We start from the raw sequence: 14,930 nt of genomic DNA on the forward strand, positions 1-14,930 counted from the left end.
GCGGCGGCCGGCGAGGAATTCCGCCACAGGCCGGCGGGATCGGGGAAACGGCGGGAGGAGCGTTCGGAACATGACCTATCAGGAAATTTTCGCGGTGCAGAGCCGCGGGCGGGGAACCCAGAACCTCACGGCGGAAATCCGCGCCGCGGTGGGGCGGGCGGGCATCGCCACCGGGCTGGTCCATGTCTTCGTGCGGCACACGAGCTGTTCCCTGCTGCTCACCGAGAACGCCGACCCCGACGTGCGGCGTGATCTGGAAACCCTGTTCGCCCGCCTCGTGCCCGACGGCGACCCGGCCTACCGGCACGACCTGGAGGGCGAAGACGACATGGCGGCCCACGCCCGCTCCCTGCTCGCCGGCCACGAGTTGAGCGTGCCCGTGGCCGATGGCGCCCTTCTGCTGGGCACCTGGCAAGGGGTATTTCTTTGGGAGCACCGTGCGACGGGACATCGGCGGGAGATTGTGGTCACGGTCATCGGTTAGAATCCGGCCATGATCGGAATCCTCCTCGTCACCCACGGCAGCTTCGGCGAGACGCTCATCCAGAACGCCTGCCACGTGCTCAACCGGCGCCCTCCGCTGCTCAATCAGTTGGGGGTCGCGGCCCAGGACGATCCGCTGGACCTGCTTCCCCTGGCCCGTCAGATGCTGGAACTGGTGGATGGGGGCGCCGGTGTGCTGCTGCTCACCGACGTCTACGGCGCCTCGCCGGCCAACCTGGTGATGAAGCTGCTCGATCCGGGCCGCATCGAAGGCCTGGCCGGCGTCAACCTGCCCATGCTGCTGCGCGCCCTGACGTATCGGGAAAAAGGTTTCGACGTGCTCCTGAGCCGTTCCACCACCGGCGGGCGGGATGGAGTTCTCAATCTCTTGAAGGACGTTTGATGCTGTCTGTCGAAACCGAAATCATCAATAAACTCGGTCTGCACGCCCGGGCTTCGGCCAAGCTCACCCAACTGGCGGGCAAATACCGCTGCGAAGTGTGGATGAGCAAGGGGCCGCGCCGGGTCAACGCCAAGAGCATCATGGGGGTGATGATGCTGGCCGCCGGCAAGGGATCCCAAGTGATGGTCGAAACTGACGGCCCGGACGAACAGGAAGCCCTGGACAGCATCCTGGCCCTCATCGCCGACTATTTCGGCGAAGGCGAGTAGGCGGGAGCGGGCGCCATGAGCTTCATCCTCCACGGCCTGGGCGTTTCCGGCGGCATCGCCATCGGGCGGGCGCTGCTCATGTCCCACGCCACCCTGGAGGTCGCCCACCTGACGGTTTCTCCCCGCATGGTGGAGAAGGAGGTCACCCGCTTCGAGAAGGCCATCGCGACGGTGCGGGACGAACTGGCCACCATGAAGGAAGCCACCGAGCACGCTCCGGCCGAACTTTCCGCCTTCATCGACCTGCACGCCATGTTCCTGGTGGATCCGGAACTGGTGGAAGTGCCCAAGGCCCTCATCCGCGAGCGGCGCTGCAATGCGGAGTGGGCCCTGGTGCAGCAGATGCAGCACCTGGTCGAGCAGTTCGAGCAGTTCGACGACCCCTACCTCAAGGAGCGCAAGTTCGACGTGGTGCAGGTGGTCGAGCGGGTGGTGAAGGAGCTCATGGGCCACCCGGGCCGCAATCTGTTGCGTACGGCCAAGGGGGTCACGGAAGAGAACCTGGTGGTGGTGGCCCACGATCTTTCCCCCGCTGACGTCATCGCCTTCAAGGAGCACCGCTTCGCCGCCTTCATCACCGATGTGGGCGGCGCCACCTCCCACACTGCCATCCTGGCCCGCAGCATGGCCATTCCCGCCGTGGTGGGCCTGGAGAACGCCCGGGCGGCGATCCGCGACGGCGAAGCGCTCATCATCGACGGCACCCGGGGCGTGGTCATCGTCAACCCGGATCTGCGCGTCCTGGAGGAATACCAGCTTCGCAAGAATCAGATCGAGCTGGAAAAATCCAAGCTCAAGCGGCTCAAGTCAGCGCCCTCCGAAACCCTGGACGGCACCGCCGTCCAGCTCCAGGCCAATATCGAACTGCCCGGGGACGTGCCCGAGGCCCTGGAACTGGGCGCCGAGGGCATCGGTCTTTTCCGCACCGAATTCCTCTTCCTGGGTCGCGGCGACATGCCCGACGAGAACGAGCAGTTCGAGGCCTACAAGAAAGTCATCAAGGGCATGGCCGGCCGGCCCGTCACCATCCGCACCTTCGACCTGGGCGCCGACAAGGCCATCGACAACTATCGTACCCAGACCAATCCCGCCCTCGGCAGGCGGGCCATCCGCCTCTCCCTGGCCGAACCGAAGATGTTCCAGACCCAGTTGCGCGCCATCCTGCGAGCTTCGAAGTTCGGGCCGGTGAAGCTCCTCATCCCCATGCTGGCCCACGCCCACGAAATCGACCAGACCCTGGCCGCCCTGGAACAGGCCAAGTCCAGCCTGCGGGGGGAGAAGGTCACTTTCGACGAGAACATCCAGGTAGGCGGCATGATCGAAATTCCCGCCGCCGCCCTGGCCGTGGGCCTCTTCATGCGGCGCCTGGATTTCCTCTCCATCGGCACCAACGACCTCATCCAGTACACCCTGGCCATCGACCGCACCGACGAGCAGGTGTCCGCCCTTTACGATCCCCTGCACCCGGCGGTGCTCATGCTCATCGCCCACACCATCGCCAGCGCGGAAAAGGTGGACGTCCCCGTCTCGGTCTGCGGCGAACTGGCCGGCGACCCCGCCCTCACCCGCCTGCTCCTGGGCATGGGTCTGCGCATCTTCTCCATGCACCCCTCGCAAATCCTGCAAGTGAAGAGCCGGGTGCTGAAGACCGACCTCAACGAGGTCGCCCCGGCAGTACGCAAGATGCTGCGCCTGGACGAGCCGCAAAAACTGCGGGAAGCGCTGGAAAAGCTGAACGGCTGAACGTCCCCGCACCCGCCGGCCCCGGCCGGCCGGGAAGCGCGGCCCCAGGGGCGAGGACCTCGGGCCAGATGCCCAACCACCGCCCCGTCCCAGGGACGCCCACCCCGAGCGGGCGAGGGCAAATCACAAGAGCGGGACGCCGCTCCCCCCGCTACGCGGCGACCTTCTTGCACTCCTTGACGCAGGTGGCGCAGGCGTCACCGCAGGCCTTGCATTCGGCGTGCTTCTTGTCGTGCTTGCGGCATTCCTTTTCGCAATCGTCGCAGGCTTCGGCGCACAGCTTGGCGTAGCGCGGCAGGTACTTGCTGTCGGTGACGGCCAGTTTGCGCAGGGTCTCCACCATGGCCATCATCTGATTGACGCTCTTGCTGCACGCCGCCATCTCCTTGTCCCCCTCGCCGAGCAGGACGAGGCAATGGGCCAGACAGGCTTCGCCGGCGGCCAGGCAGCCCTGGGCGCTATCCACCAGGGACTGCTGCTTGAGACCGCCGTGGTGATGGTGATCGTGCTGCCCCGCGCGGGCGCTGATGGCGGCAGTGGCTGCCGCGGCGGCGGCAAAGGCGGTGAGGGCTTCTCGACGGTCCATGAGGGTCTCCTTTGATGGGATGGGAATGCGCTTGCACTATAGCTGCGCGGACCGTGAGTGGCCAGATGGGCGGACCCAGCAAAAAAGACCCCGCCACCAGGGCGGGGTCATCAACAGGTCGATCGGGACACACGGGGGGTTGGTCCCTACGGAACGCGGTGCCATGCTAACTCGGCACTCATGCCGTGGGAATGCGACGGATCGCCGCAGGACATTTGGTCGCAGCCCGGAACCCGGCGATAGGCCTCAGAAGCTCGCCGCGACGCCGATCTGGCCATTGGTCCCCGGCATGGGATAACCGGGGCGGTAGGCATACTTTTGGTCCAAAAGGTTTTCCACCGCAACGAAGACCTCGCCCTTTTTGCCCAGGGCCGGCAGGGGGTAGGCGACCCGGACATTGACCAGGGCGAAGCCGTCGACTTTTTCGGTATTGGGATTGAGGGTATTGCGGTCGCGGCTGAGGGCCCGGACTTCGGACTGGGCCTGGGCGTCGAGGGCGACGCGCAGGGGGCCGACGGGACCGTTGATTCCCAGGGTGAGCGCGGTTTTCGGGGTGTAGGGCAGGTTGCGGATATCGGGGTCGAGCAGGGTCAGCCCGCCGAACAGGGTCCAGGCGCCGATCCCCTGGCGCAGGGCGATCTCCGCCCCGTTCATGCGGTAGCCGCCGGTGTTGTAGAAGGTGGTGCTGGCGAAGCTCAGGTCATAGACGTAGCGATTCCGGACCCGGTCGCGGAAGACGCTGGCGTCGATCTGGGTGGCGGCGACCGGGGACCACTTGAAGCCGAGTTCGGCGTGGTCGAGTTGCTCTGGTTGCAAGTCCTTCCAGGTGGTCCCCGCGAACATGAAGGGGATGGCCGCCTGCAGGGCCGGCCCTTCCAGGCCCGGATAGCTGATGCCGCGGGAGGCGTTGGCGAAGAGCGTGAGCTTTTCGGAAACCAGGGAAAGACCGGCGTGGGGAGCGCTTTTGTGGCCGTACTCGTCGTGATCGTAGGTCCGAACCCCGAGGGTGGGGACCAGCGACCATGCGCGGGAGAGCGTGAATTCCTGGCTGAGCGCCAGATGGGGGGAGGTGATGTGGAAGTCCGGCATGTCGACCCGGCCGCCCGTAAAGGGACCGCGCACATCGCCGGAAAGGCGGTCGTGGTCCACCCCGACCATCACCGTGCCCCCCTGCCAGGGCGAGAACTGTTCCTTCCAGCGCAGCCCGCTCATGGAAAAGCGGGTGAGGAAGGTTCCCCAGCCGACAAAGGGGCGATTGTCGTCGTAGAGATTGCCCTTGCCGTGGCTGGAGTGGAGCCTAAGTTCGCCCTGGAAACTGCCGTGACGGTGACTGACGAAACCACTGAACAGCGCGGCGGACGACTTGTACTCCGGGGTGATCGCCGGTTGGGCCTGGCGCCGGTCGTAGGGGTCGCTGGCTTCGTTATCGACGGCGAGGAAGCTGGCGCCGAAGGTCCAATGGCTGTCCAGGCGGTAGGCCAGGCTGCCCATGGCGTTCTGCAATTCGCCGTCGGAGTGCTTGCGGTGGCCGTCGGAGCGGGCGTAACCCTGGGCCAGGGTGAAATCGAAGGCCCCCAGGCGCCCCGCCAGGTCGGCCTGCTCCGCCACCGTGCCGTAGGAACCGGCGGAGAGACGCACGCTGCCGTGGATGCCCTCCTCCACCGGCCGCCGGGTTTCCAGGTTGATGGAAGCGAAGTTGTTGCCGTTGACCTGGGGCTGCGGGCTCTTGTGGACGGTGATCGACCGCATGCCGTTGATGGGCAGGAGGTCGAGGAGCGGATGCCCCCAGACCCCCATGTAGAAAGGAACGCCATCGACGTAAGTCTTGATTTCGGCTCCCGGGCGGCTGACGCCCAGGCCGCGGATATAGACGGCACCCCCCTGGTCGCCACCGAAGGATCCCACCGGGTTGTAGCGGGAAATCTCCACGCCCGGGGTGCGGCGCAGGGCGGCGGCCAGATCGACCGCGTTAAGGTCTCGCAGTTGCTCCTCGGCCACCACGGCGGAACTGCTGCCGAAACGATCGACCCGGTTTTCCTCGATCAAGGGGGAAGCGGACACCGCAACCGTCGGCAGGACGGCATCGCCCCGGGCGAGGGGCACGGCGAAGGCGAGGATGAGTGCGAGGGACAAAGGCCGCAAGGCACAGGAGGGAGGAGTGGGCTGGCGCATTTGGGGTCAGTGATGGGGGTGAATGGGGTGAGAAGCGTCGGGGGCCTGGAAGAGGCCGAAGCGGTGCAGGCGTTCGGCGGGAACCTGGCGCTCGGCGCTGGCCAGGTCGCGGGCGAGCAGACGCGCGGACGTCTCGGGAACGCCGGCGCCACGCAGGCCTTGGGCCGTCTTCAGCCCGTCGCCGCCGCAGAGCAGTACCGTCCAGCGGCCTTTGACCTTCCTGAGCACCGCCCTGCCGCCGCGCTCGCCCTGGGTCCAGCCGGCGACCGCATAGGCACCGGCGACGACGACCGGATCGGTTTCGACCCGCGCCTCGGGGCGGTCGTAGCTGCGGGCGATCAGGGCGCGGACTGCTTCGCTGTCGGCATTGCTGGCGCTCTGGGCGAGGACCGCACCCGGCGCCACCAGGGCCAGCAAGAGTGCCCGGCAGGCCAGGCGGCGAGGGCCGGCGACGCTCATGGCCGGGTCGCGGCCGCCGTAGCGAGCGGACGCTCAGGCAGCAGTCCGGCACGGAATTTCAGGTCGGCCAGCACCTGATCACCGTCCCGCCGATTGGCGGCCAGGGCCTCGCGGCGATCCCGCTCGTCGATGAGGACCACCGCCTGCTTGCGCCAGGCCTGCATCTTGGGGTCATGCTCGTGATGAAGATGGTGTTTCAGGTGGGCGGTGAACCAGCGGTGGGCCTCCTCCGCATTGGCCTCGACGCCCTGACCAGTCTGGTACATGAGGCCGATCTGGAACTGGGACGTCTTGTCGCCCTTCTCTGCTGCCACGCGATACCAGCGCAGGGCCATGGCGTAATCGAGGGAGACGCCGTCGGCGTGCTGGTGGATCACAGCCAGGTTGTAGGCGGCGTCAACGTTGCCCTGGTCGGCCCAGCGTTGCCAGAGGGTCACGGCCGCCGCCGTGTCGCCCCCCTTGTGCAGCTTGGCAGCTTGACGCATGTCGTCGTCGAGGGAGCCGGCGGACGCGGTGAAGGCGAGGGCGCTCGACGCACAGGCGAGCAGAAGTCGAAAGCGCATGGCGGACTCCGGAATATCCTGGGAAGGTCGCCATCCTAGTCGACGGGGTAGTTCGAAAGAATGCGGTAAATCGTCGCGCGGCAATTGGTCGCAGGGGAAGGTGATCCCTACGGGCGGACAATGGCGAAAAAGTTCGACAACCCAGGGAGCTCGTCATGATTTTCCACCGCCATCGCCTGGCGGCCGCACTCGCCGCCCTTTTTGCCGGCAGTGCGCCGGCTTTTGCCCAAACCACGGTTCTCGATTCCGTATCGGTCACCGCCCCCCGCATGACGCCTTTACCGGCTGTTACCGGTACCCTGGGCGCCGACGGTGTCGCCAGCCGTCTCCCCTACGTGAGCGATAGCGCCCAACTGTTCGCCGACGTGCCGGGCATGAGCTTTTACGGCTCCGGCGGGGTCTCCAGCCTGCCGGCGATCCACGGCCTCAACGACGAGCGGGTGCGCGTCCAGATCGACGGCATGGACATCGTTTCGGCCTGCGCCAACCACATGAATCCTCCCCTGTCGTACATCGACCCCGCCAATGTCGGGCGCGCCAGCGTGGTGGCGGGAATTACCCCGGTCAGCGCCGGCGGCGACAGCATCGGCGGCACTATCGCCCTGGAATCGAAGGCGCCCGCCTTCGCCAGAGCCGGTGAAGGCACCCGTCTGGGCGCGAGTCTGTCCGCTTTTTACCGCAGCAATGGCCACGCCACCGGGGGCAGTCTCAGCGCTTCCGCCGCCAGCGAGAACCTCAGCCTCAGCTACACCGGCGCCATCACCCAAAGCGACAACTACAAATCGGGCAGCGGCGACGTAGTGAAATCGAGCCAGTACGAGTCCCGTAACCACGCGCTGGGATTCGCGCTTCGCGGGACGGGCAACCTGGTGATGGTCAATCTCGGCCACCAGAGCATTCCTTACCAGGGGTTCCCCAATGCCTGGATGGACATGGTCAATAACGAGTCCACCTTCGGCAACCTGCGCTACATCGGCCAATTCGGTTGGGGCACCCTGGAGGCGCGGGCGTTCTACGAGCACACCCGGCACGCCATGAACTTCCTCGAGGACAAGCTGCCCGGCGACATGCCCATGAAGACCGAGGGCGAGAACATGGGCTACCTGGTCAAGGCCGACATTGCCCTGGCCGGCGGCGATGTCCTGCGCATCGGTAACGAATTCCGCCGCTTCCTGCTCGACGACTGGTGGCCGCCGGTAGCCGGCAGCATGATGATGGGCCCCGGCACCTTCAAGAACATCGACAACGGCCGGCGCGACCGCCTGGGCGTCTTTGCCGAGTGGGAAGCGCGCTGGAGCGAGCGCTGGTCCACCCTGGCCGGCGTGCGCTACGACCGGGTGGTCATGGATACCGGCGACGTACGCCCCTACGCCACCTCGGGCATGATGCAGGCCACCGACATCGCCGCCGCGGCCGCCTTCAACGCTCGCGACCACAAGCGCAGCGACGACAACGTCGACCTCACCCTGCTTGCCCGCTTCACGCCCGATGCCACCAGCACCTACGAGTTCGGGTACGCCCGCAAGACCCGCTCGCCCAACCTCTACGAGCGCTTCGCCTGGGGCCGCGGCGGCATGGCTATGGCCATGAACGGCTGGTTCGGCGACGGCAACGGCTATGTCGGTGATCTCGACCTCAAGCCGGAAGTGGCCCATACCCTGTCCGGGACTGCCAGTTGGAACGCCGCCAACAAGGAGGACTGGCAATTTGGCGTTACGCCCTACTACACCTACGTCAAGGACTACATCGACGCCGACCGCTGCCTGGCGGAAATGACCATGATGGGCCTCGCCGGCTGCCCCCTGGCCGGCGGGGTTCCGCAGACCGCCAGCAACACCTTCGTCTATCTCCAGTTCGCCAATCACGATGCCCGCCTTTACGGCATCGATCTCTCCGGCAAGGCCGTGCTGGCCGAAGGCGCCCTGGGCAAGTTTACTGGCCGCGGCGTGCTCGGCTATGTAAATGGCAAGAACCGGGACACCGGCGAACACCTGTACCACATCATGCCCCTCAATCTCAGGCTGGCGCTCGACCACCGCTGGAACAACTGGTCCAATTCGCTGGAGTTCCAAAGGGTCGCCGCCAAGGACGACGTGCAGGCGACGCGCAACGAGACGCGCACCGCCAGCTACGGTCTCGTCAATCTGCGCACGGCTTACGATTGGAAGATGGTGCGCGTGGACGCCGGTATCGAGAACCTGTTCGACAAGAACTACGACCTGCCCCTGGGCGGCGCTTATCTTGGCGACCGCAATGACCAGAGCTGGGGCAACCGGGTTGCCGGCATGGGGCGTTCGGCCTACGTGGGGGTGACGGTCAAGTTCTGACGGCTGGGAAAGGGCGAGCACCTCTCTTCATCTGGTCCGACGCCCCCCGGTTTGCTCTGCGCAAGGGCTGTCACCCTTCAATCAGACAACAGGGCTCTGCGCTCCGCCACGGCCCGCCGTGCCCTCCGCTTCTGCAGCCCGGTCACAAAGAGGACGGGGCAGGCGAGGCCGCTCAGGAAAACCAGGATGCGCCCGGTCCAGCCAAAGACCTGCCCGGAGTGCAGGGGCCATTGCCACGGCATGAAGACGTCGCCGCCGCTGCCGCGGGACGGGTCGGTGGTGCGCAGCAGCGTTCCGGTCTGGCGGTCGAGGGTGTGGCAGCGGGTGTCGACGACGTACCCTGCCAGGTCGGCCACGGCGCGGAAGCACATGCCGACGGTCCGTCCGTCGGGCGCGGTGAGGGTGAGATTGTTCAACGTGCCATTCCCGGGTGTGCGAGCGGCTGCCTCGACGAAGGCGTCCAGTCGCCCCGGCAGGGCGGCGGGGCCAGGGCCGGTGGGCGCCACGGCTTCCGGTGTGATCGGAGAAAAGACGCCCACCAGGGCCTTGTATTCTTCCGGAAGGTTGAAGCTCACCCCCGAAACGAGGACGGCGAGCATCACCGGCAAGGTGTAGAACCCAAGGACCTGGTGCAAATCGTGGTTGAGCCGTACCGTCGGGTCGCCTGCGGCCGCACTCCCCGGCGGCGGCTCGGCACTTCAGCGCCCCAGGGCCTCGCGCACCTGGGCCTCGGTCAGTGCGCCGGAGACGGCGCGACGGCCGCCTTTGCCGTCGAACAGCAGGGTACGCGGCAGTTCGCCGGCCCAGGCGGGATCGAGGGCGTAGGCCAGGGCTTCGGGGTTGTCGCCGCCGTAGGCGTAGCGGGGGCCGGTGAGGCCGGTCTTCTGCAGCAGCGGCGCCAGGGCGGGCGATTCCGCCTCGGTGGCCACGGTGACCACCTTGAGGCGCCGGTCCCCCCGGGCCAGGGCGGAGAGCAGGCCCAGGTTCTTCTTGCAGTGGACGCAATCCGAGGACCACAGGGCGACGACGGTGGGCTGGTGGTGGGCCTGGGGATCGGCGAGGCGGCGGGCCGTTTCGCGGTCCAGGATGGAGAAGCCGGCCGCTGCGGCGGGCAGGGCCCAGAGCAGGGCGGCGAGGGTGGCGAGGCATCGCAGCATGGGGGTGTGGGAGCCGGTGGATTTTTCGGGGGCGAAGGGCATGCTTGCCAGGGTTCTCAGGGCATGGAAAGGACGCGGAAGTGCTCTTTTTCCGTGCGCCAGAAGACGTAGAGGGCCTCGCCCCGGGCCAGCAGGCGGGGCTGGTCGGAAGCGCCTTCGGTGGCGGCGAGTTCCTGGACGACGAAGGTCTGTCCGCCATCCCGGGAAACCTGGGCGTGGAGGCGGGTGCGTTCGCCGTCGAATTCCTTCCAGGCGATGGCCAGCCGCTGACCGGCGACGATGAGGTCGGCGTGAGCGGCCCGGGGGCCTCCGACGGTGCGCTGGCCTTCGACCCGCAGGCCGTCAGCGCCCCCGCTCAGACGTCCGTAGTGGACGCGGCCGGCGCCGTCCTTTTCGTTGAACCAGACGGCGTGGCGCAGGCCCTGGGCGTCCACGGCCAGGGACGGCCCGTGGTGGGGGCAGCCGTCGATTTTCCAGCGGTCGAAGGTGGCCCGCTGCACAGCCTCCGGCGTACCGTCGGGTTTCAGGCGGGCCAGAGCGTGGTCGCGTTCGTTGGGGGCGAAGACATGGCGCCAGAAGAGCAGCGGCGCGCCGTCCCGGTCGTGGGTCACGGCGATACGGCAGCATTCGCAGGAATAGTCGGCAACTTTGCGTTCCGGGGCGAAGCTCCTGCCGCTGTCGTGGGAGACGGCGCTATAGATCGCGGCACCGCGGTAGGGCGTCTTGCCGGCCTTGGCGGCTTCCAGATCGCGCTTGTCGATCCAGGTCACCAGGACGGTATCGTCCGGCCCCACAGCCAGGGATTCGAAGCGGTGGGTGATTTCAGCCGGATCCCGGTGCACGGTGAGGGGGGGCACGAAGGTCTTGCCGTCCTCGGCCCGGGCGAGGCGGATGGCGCCGCTGTACGGCTTGCCCAGGGGGCGGGTCCAGGTGACCAGAACGGCGCCGTCCCGGGTGAGCGCCAGCTTGGGACGGTTTTCGCCATCGGCGGAAATCGGCTCCGGGGCGGCATTGACCACGGCCGGGGCGGACCAGGTCTGGCCGGTGTCGCCGCTGCGGTAGAGGAGGACGTGATCCCCCTGCTTGCTCACCGCAAGCAGCTGGCCGTCCGGCGCGAAGAGGGCGGAACTTCCCAGCTCGGGCGCCCGGGCCTTGCCCATGGCGGGCATGGCGTCGGCCGCGTGCGCCGTACCGGCCACGAGGAGTGCCAGGGCCACAAGCGGCGCCCCGGTCGGGCGGCGCCAGGCACGGGCCCGGTGGCCGCAGGGCCGGGGGGGGCGAGCCTGGCTCATTTAGAAGTGCGCCCGGGCTTCGGCATAGACGGTGCGGCCGGGGTAGGGGTGGGAGACGAAGTAGCGTTCGTCGAAGAGATTGTCGATGCCCACCGAGGCCTCGAAGTGCTTGTTCACCCGGTAGCGCAGCTTGGCGTCGGCGACGGTGTAGCTGGAGGTGCCGCCATAGGTATCCGGGTTGCTATCCACGTTGTCCAGGGTGTTGTACTGGCGGCCGGAGTAGCGCACGCCGACCGAACCGCCCCAGGCGCCGCCGCTTTCGTAGCTGGCGAGCAGGGTGGCGCGCACGCGGGGGACGCGGACCCAGTTCTTGTTCTCCGCGTCGGGGAAGTTGTCGTTCTTCAGGGTGCGGGCGTGGTTGAGGGACACGCTGGTGTTGAGACGCAGGCCGTGTACGCCGGCGAAGTCGGGAGCATCCAGGGCCACTTCCAGGCCCCGGGTGCGGACGCGGTCGACGTTCTGCACGTTGCTCACGTTGGGGGTGACGGTGATGTTGGTCTGCTGGTAGATCGTGTCGCGGACGTCATCCTCGAAGAGGGTGAAGCGCAGGGTGCCCAGGGGCGTTTCGTTGATGGCGGTCAGATCCTTGGCGTAGGAGATTTCGGGCTTCAGATTGGGGTCGTTGTTGACGATGCTGGTGCCGGAGCGGGAGCCCTGGTAGAGCTCGGCCACGGTGGGGAAGCGCACGCCCTTGGCGACGGAGGCACGCAGCAGCCAGGTATCGCTGGCCGCCCAGGAGAGGGAGAGCTTGGGGCTGGTGGCGCTCATGCTGCGGGAGGCGTGCTCGATGCGGGGGTCGGTGGTGGCGGCGGCGATGTACTGGGAGCCATCAAAGGCCTTGAAGCGCTCGAAGCGAACGCCGCCGGTCAGCGTCCAGTCGGGCAGGAAGCGCCAGGCGTCCTGGGCGTAGAGGGCGGTGATGGAGGTCTTGCCCAGGGAATTCTGCGTTTCGGAAGTGCGGCTGCTGCTGTCCTTCCAGTTGCTCAGGGCGTAGGTGTGGTTTTCCAGAACGTAGCGGTTGGCGTGCAGGCCCAGGGTGAGGGCGTGGGATTCGCCCGCCCCCGGGGTGTAGGTGGCCTGGGCCTCGAAGGTGGTCCAGCCGGTACCTTGGCCATCGGCATCGGTGCCGGCGCCCCCGGCGTCGGCCACCGGATCCGGGTTGTTGGCGCTGCGCAGGGTATCGGTCAGAACGCGGTAGCGGGAAACCTGCAGCGAGGTGTTCCAGCCCCGGGCGTTGCGAGTGAAGAGGCGGGCGCCCATCTGTTCGTGCTCTTCCAGGCCGTCTCCGGGCGCCCAGGTTGCGGCTGAGACGGTATAGCGCAGGCCATTGACGCGGATCTGCCCTGACCAGACTTCATTGCCGGCGGCATCGCGCAGGAAGGTTTCGTTGCTGCGCGAGTAGTCATTGCGCCAGCGGGCGTAGAGCAGGTCCGCCTTGAGGGTGGCACTGAAGTCGTAGGCGCCGCGCAGTTTGAACTGGGTCTGGTCGGCGACTTCCAGGGCACCGGAATTGGAGCCGACGGCGAAGCGGGCCTTGCCTTCCGGATCGGTGTAGAAGCGGGCGCCGCTTACCGGAGTGCCGCCCAGGGCCGCGGAGCCGCTGGAGACGAGGAAGGTCTGGTACTGCATGGGGTGGGATTCGGAATGCAGGCGGTTGAGGCCGATACTGAAGCTGAAGTCCCCGAGGCGCTGGCCCAGGAAGGCGCTTTCCTCGTCGCCGCGATAACTGTCCGATTGGCCGAAGTGGGAAAAGCGCTGCTCATAGGCCAGCACCCGGGCGCTGGCTTCCAGTTGCTTGGGCTGGCGCGTGCTGACGGCCACCGTGGTGCCGATGGAATTGCCCGGGTAGATGGCCGAGAAGGGGCCGTAGAGGACATCGACCCGCTCGACTTCTTCGGGGGAGACGATATTCCAGCGCGGCGCGTTGAAGCGGCCGAGGAAGTTGGAAATCAGGTAGCCATCCACATAAACCAGGCCGCGCTGGGCTTGCAGGGTGGAATTGGAACGCCCGCCGATGAGGGCGTTGCGGTCGCCGATGTAGCGCTTGCGGATGGTGAGGTTGGGGGCGTAGGTCAGGGCGTCTTCGGTACTGGTGAAGCTGCGCAGGTCGAGCTCTTCCCGGGTGACGCTGGCCGTGGTGGTGGGGAGGTTGGGGTCCAGGGTCGTGCGCTGGCCGGACACGGAGACGGGGGTGAGTTCCCGCTCGGTGGCGACGCCCTGGGCCTGGACGAGGCCGGAGACGAGGAGCGGGATGAGGGCGGCGAGGGGGCGCAGGTGGGAGGGCTGGGAGGCGGGCATGGAAGGCTCGGGAAGCGGAGGGGTTCAGGGGGCGGGTTCGGTGACGAAGGCGATCTTGACGATGCCGCCCCGCTGGGCGGCGGCCAGGGTGTCGGCGACCTTTTCGTAGGCGACCTTGCGGTCGGCACGCAGGTGGAGTTCGGGCTGCTCGGCGGCGGCCGTGGCGAAACGGGCGTCGAGTTCCTGGCGGGCGACGGCCTCGCCGTTCCAGAACACCTGGCCCTGCACGTCGATGGCCAGGTGGATGACCCGGGGCTTGTCATCCAGCTTGGTGGCGCTGACCTGGGGCAGGTCGATGGGTACCGCCTGGTGGAACAGCGGCGCGGTGATGATGAAGATGACCAGCAGCACCAGCATCACGTCCACCAGGGGCGTGGTGTTGATTTCGGCCATGGGCTGGCTGGCGCCGGCTTCGTCAAAGCTGCCGAAGGCCATGATCAGCCCGCCCGGTTGGCGCGGGCCGCGCCAAGATCGACCAGATTGGCGTTGCCGCCGATGCGCGCACCAGTGGTGAGGTAGGCGTGCAGATCGTGGGCAAAGCCGTCGAGCTGGGCCAGCACCAGTCGGTTGGCGCGGGTGAAGGCGTTGTAGGCCAGCACGGCGGGGATGGCGACGAAGAGGCCGGCGGCGGTCATGATGAGGGCTTCGCCCACCGGGCCGGCCACCTTGTCCAGCACCACCTGGGTGGCGCCGGAAAGGCCCACCAGGGCGTGGTAAATGCCCCAGACGGTGCCGAAGAGGCCGATGAAGGGCGCGGTGGAACCCACCGAGGCCAGGAAGGTGAGGCCCCGCTCGATGCGCGCCTGGGCGCTGACGATGTGGGAGCGCAGCGCCCGGGTGACGAATTCGCTGGCATTCACCCCGGCGCCGATGCCCCGTGCGGCGTGCTGGGCATGGGTCTGGGCGGCATGGGCGCCGGCCAGGGCGAGGCCGGCGAAGATGGCCGAGGGGTCTTCCCGGCGCAGGGTCTCCAGGCCTTCTGGCAGGGAATTGGCCTGCCAGAAGGCGTTCACCGCGCGCTCCCGGGCGCGGGCCGCCCGCCAGCCGGAAAGGAGCTTGCCGACGATCACCCACCACGAGGCCAGGGAAAGCAGGGCCAGGATGACGGCGGTCGTGTGGGTGACCAGATCGCCCTGGCTCCAGAAGTGGCCGAGGCCCATTTGCGCGTGCATGGCAGA

Annotated in this window: 15 protein-coding genes; 5 read left to right on the forward strand and 10 right to left on the reverse strand. The window is 67.4% G+C overall.

Annotated elements, in window-relative coordinates; translation table 11 throughout:
* The first annotated feature begins 70 nt into the window (after positions 1-70).
* Genes IPM73_16510 through ptsP form a run of 4 tightly spaced genes read left to right on the forward strand, consistent with a single transcriptional unit; the run spans position 71 to position 2,898 of the window.
* On the forward strand, positions 71-484 hold the full coding sequence (locus IPM73_16510) for a YjbQ family protein (GenBank protein ID MBK8919596.1): 414 nt from the start codon (positions 71-73) through the stop codon (positions 482-484).
* A 9-nt stretch (positions 485-493) separates the two neighbouring features.
* Positions 494-886 carry a PTS fructose transporter subunit IIA gene (locus IPM73_16515; protein MBK8919597.1) on the forward strand — a complete coding sequence of 131 codons (393 nt, stop codon included), beginning with the start codon at positions 494-496 and terminating at the stop codon, positions 884-886.
* Complete coding sequence (locus IPM73_16520; protein ID MBK8919598.1) at positions 886-1,155, forward strand: HPr family phosphocarrier protein; 270 nt, start codon at positions 886-888, stop codon at positions 1,153-1,155. Before IPM73_16515 ends, IPM73_16520 begins: the two co-directional genes overlap by 1 nt.
* A gap of 15 nt (positions 1,156-1,170) precedes the next feature.
* Entirely contained in the window at positions 1,171-2,898 is a 1,728-nt protein-coding gene (gene ptsP / locus IPM73_16525; protein MBK8919599.1) for a phosphoenolpyruvate--protein phosphotransferase, read from the forward strand.
* Between the two features lie 151 nt (positions 2,899-3,049).
* Here the strand turns inward: ptsP and IPM73_16530 are convergent, their stop codons facing one another.
* From IPM73_16530 to IPM73_16545, 4 genes are all read right to left on the reverse strand, one after another.
* The gene (locus IPM73_16530) at positions 3,050-3,484 is read right to left on the reverse strand and encodes a four-helix bundle copper-binding protein (protein MBK8919600.1); all 435 of its coding nucleotides are present in this window, start codon (positions 3,482-3,484) and stop codon (positions 3,050-3,052) included.
* 246 nt (positions 3,485-3,730) lie between these two features.
* On the reverse strand, positions 3,731-5,656 hold the full coding sequence (locus IPM73_16535; GenBank protein MBK8919601.1) for a TonB-dependent receptor: 1,926 nt from the start codon (positions 5,654-5,656) through the stop codon (positions 3,731-3,733).
* Positions 5,657-5,662: 6 nt separating this feature from the next.
* A complete protein-coding gene (locus tag IPM73_16540; protein ID MBK8919602.1) occupies positions 5,663-6,115 on the reverse strand; it encodes a copper uptake system-associated protein in 453 nt (150 codons plus the stop codon).
* On the reverse strand, positions 6,112-6,678 hold the full coding sequence (locus IPM73_16545; GenBank protein ID MBK8919603.1) for a sel1 repeat family protein: 567 nt from the start codon (positions 6,676-6,678) through the stop codon (positions 6,112-6,114). Before IPM73_16545 ends, IPM73_16540 begins: the two co-directional genes overlap by 4 nt.
* A 155-nt stretch (positions 6,679-6,833) precedes the next feature.
* Between IPM73_16545 and IPM73_16550 the strand changes: the two genes are divergently transcribed.
* Entirely contained in the window at positions 6,834-9,005 is a 2,172-nt protein-coding gene (locus IPM73_16550; GenBank protein MBK8919604.1) for a TonB-dependent receptor, read from the forward strand.
* A 77-nt stretch (positions 9,006-9,082) separates the two neighbouring features.
* Here IPM73_16550 and IPM73_16555 read toward each other — a convergent pair whose 3' ends face one another.
* From IPM73_16555 to IPM73_16580, 6 genes are all read right to left on the reverse strand, one after another.
* Positions 9,083-9,640 carry a PepSY domain-containing protein gene (locus IPM73_16555; protein ID MBK8919605.1) on the reverse strand — a complete coding sequence of 186 codons (558 nt, stop codon included), beginning with the start codon at positions 9,638-9,640 and terminating at the stop codon, positions 9,083-9,085.
* A 63-nt stretch (positions 9,641-9,703) separates the two neighbouring features.
* Positions 9,704-10,162 (reverse strand): hypothetical protein, encoded by a 459-nt coding sequence (locus IPM73_16560; GenBank protein MBK8919606.1) that lies wholly within the window; start codon positions 10,160-10,162, stop codon positions 9,704-9,706.
* 56 nt (positions 10,163-10,218) lie between these two features.
* Positions 10,219-11,454: an exo-alpha-sialidase gene (locus tag IPM73_16565; protein ID MBK8919607.1), complete on the reverse strand. Its 1,236-nt coding sequence runs from the start codon at positions 11,452-11,454 to the stop codon at positions 10,219-10,221.
* Positions 11,455-13,752 (reverse strand): TonB-dependent receptor, encoded by a 2,298-nt coding sequence (locus tag IPM73_16570; protein ID MBK8919608.1) that lies wholly within the window; start codon positions 13,750-13,752, stop codon positions 11,455-11,457.
* A 24-nt stretch (positions 13,753-13,776) separates the two neighbouring features.
* Positions 13,777-14,187: a biopolymer transporter ExbD gene (locus IPM73_16575; protein MBK8919609.1), complete on the reverse strand. Its 411-nt coding sequence runs from the start codon at positions 14,185-14,187 to the stop codon at positions 13,777-13,779.
* Positions 14,188-14,189: 2 nt separating this feature from the next.
* On the reverse strand, positions 14,190-14,924 hold the full coding sequence (locus IPM73_16580) for a MotA/TolQ/ExbB proton channel family protein (GenBank protein MBK8919610.1): 735 nt from the start codon (positions 14,922-14,924) through the stop codon (positions 14,190-14,192).
* Positions 14,925-14,930: the final 6 nt, after the last annotated feature.

It is taken from the genome of Betaproteobacteria bacterium, assembly GCA_016720065.1.
GTDB lineage: Bacteria > Pseudomonadota > Gammaproteobacteria > Burkholderiales > Rhodocyclaceae > SSSZ01.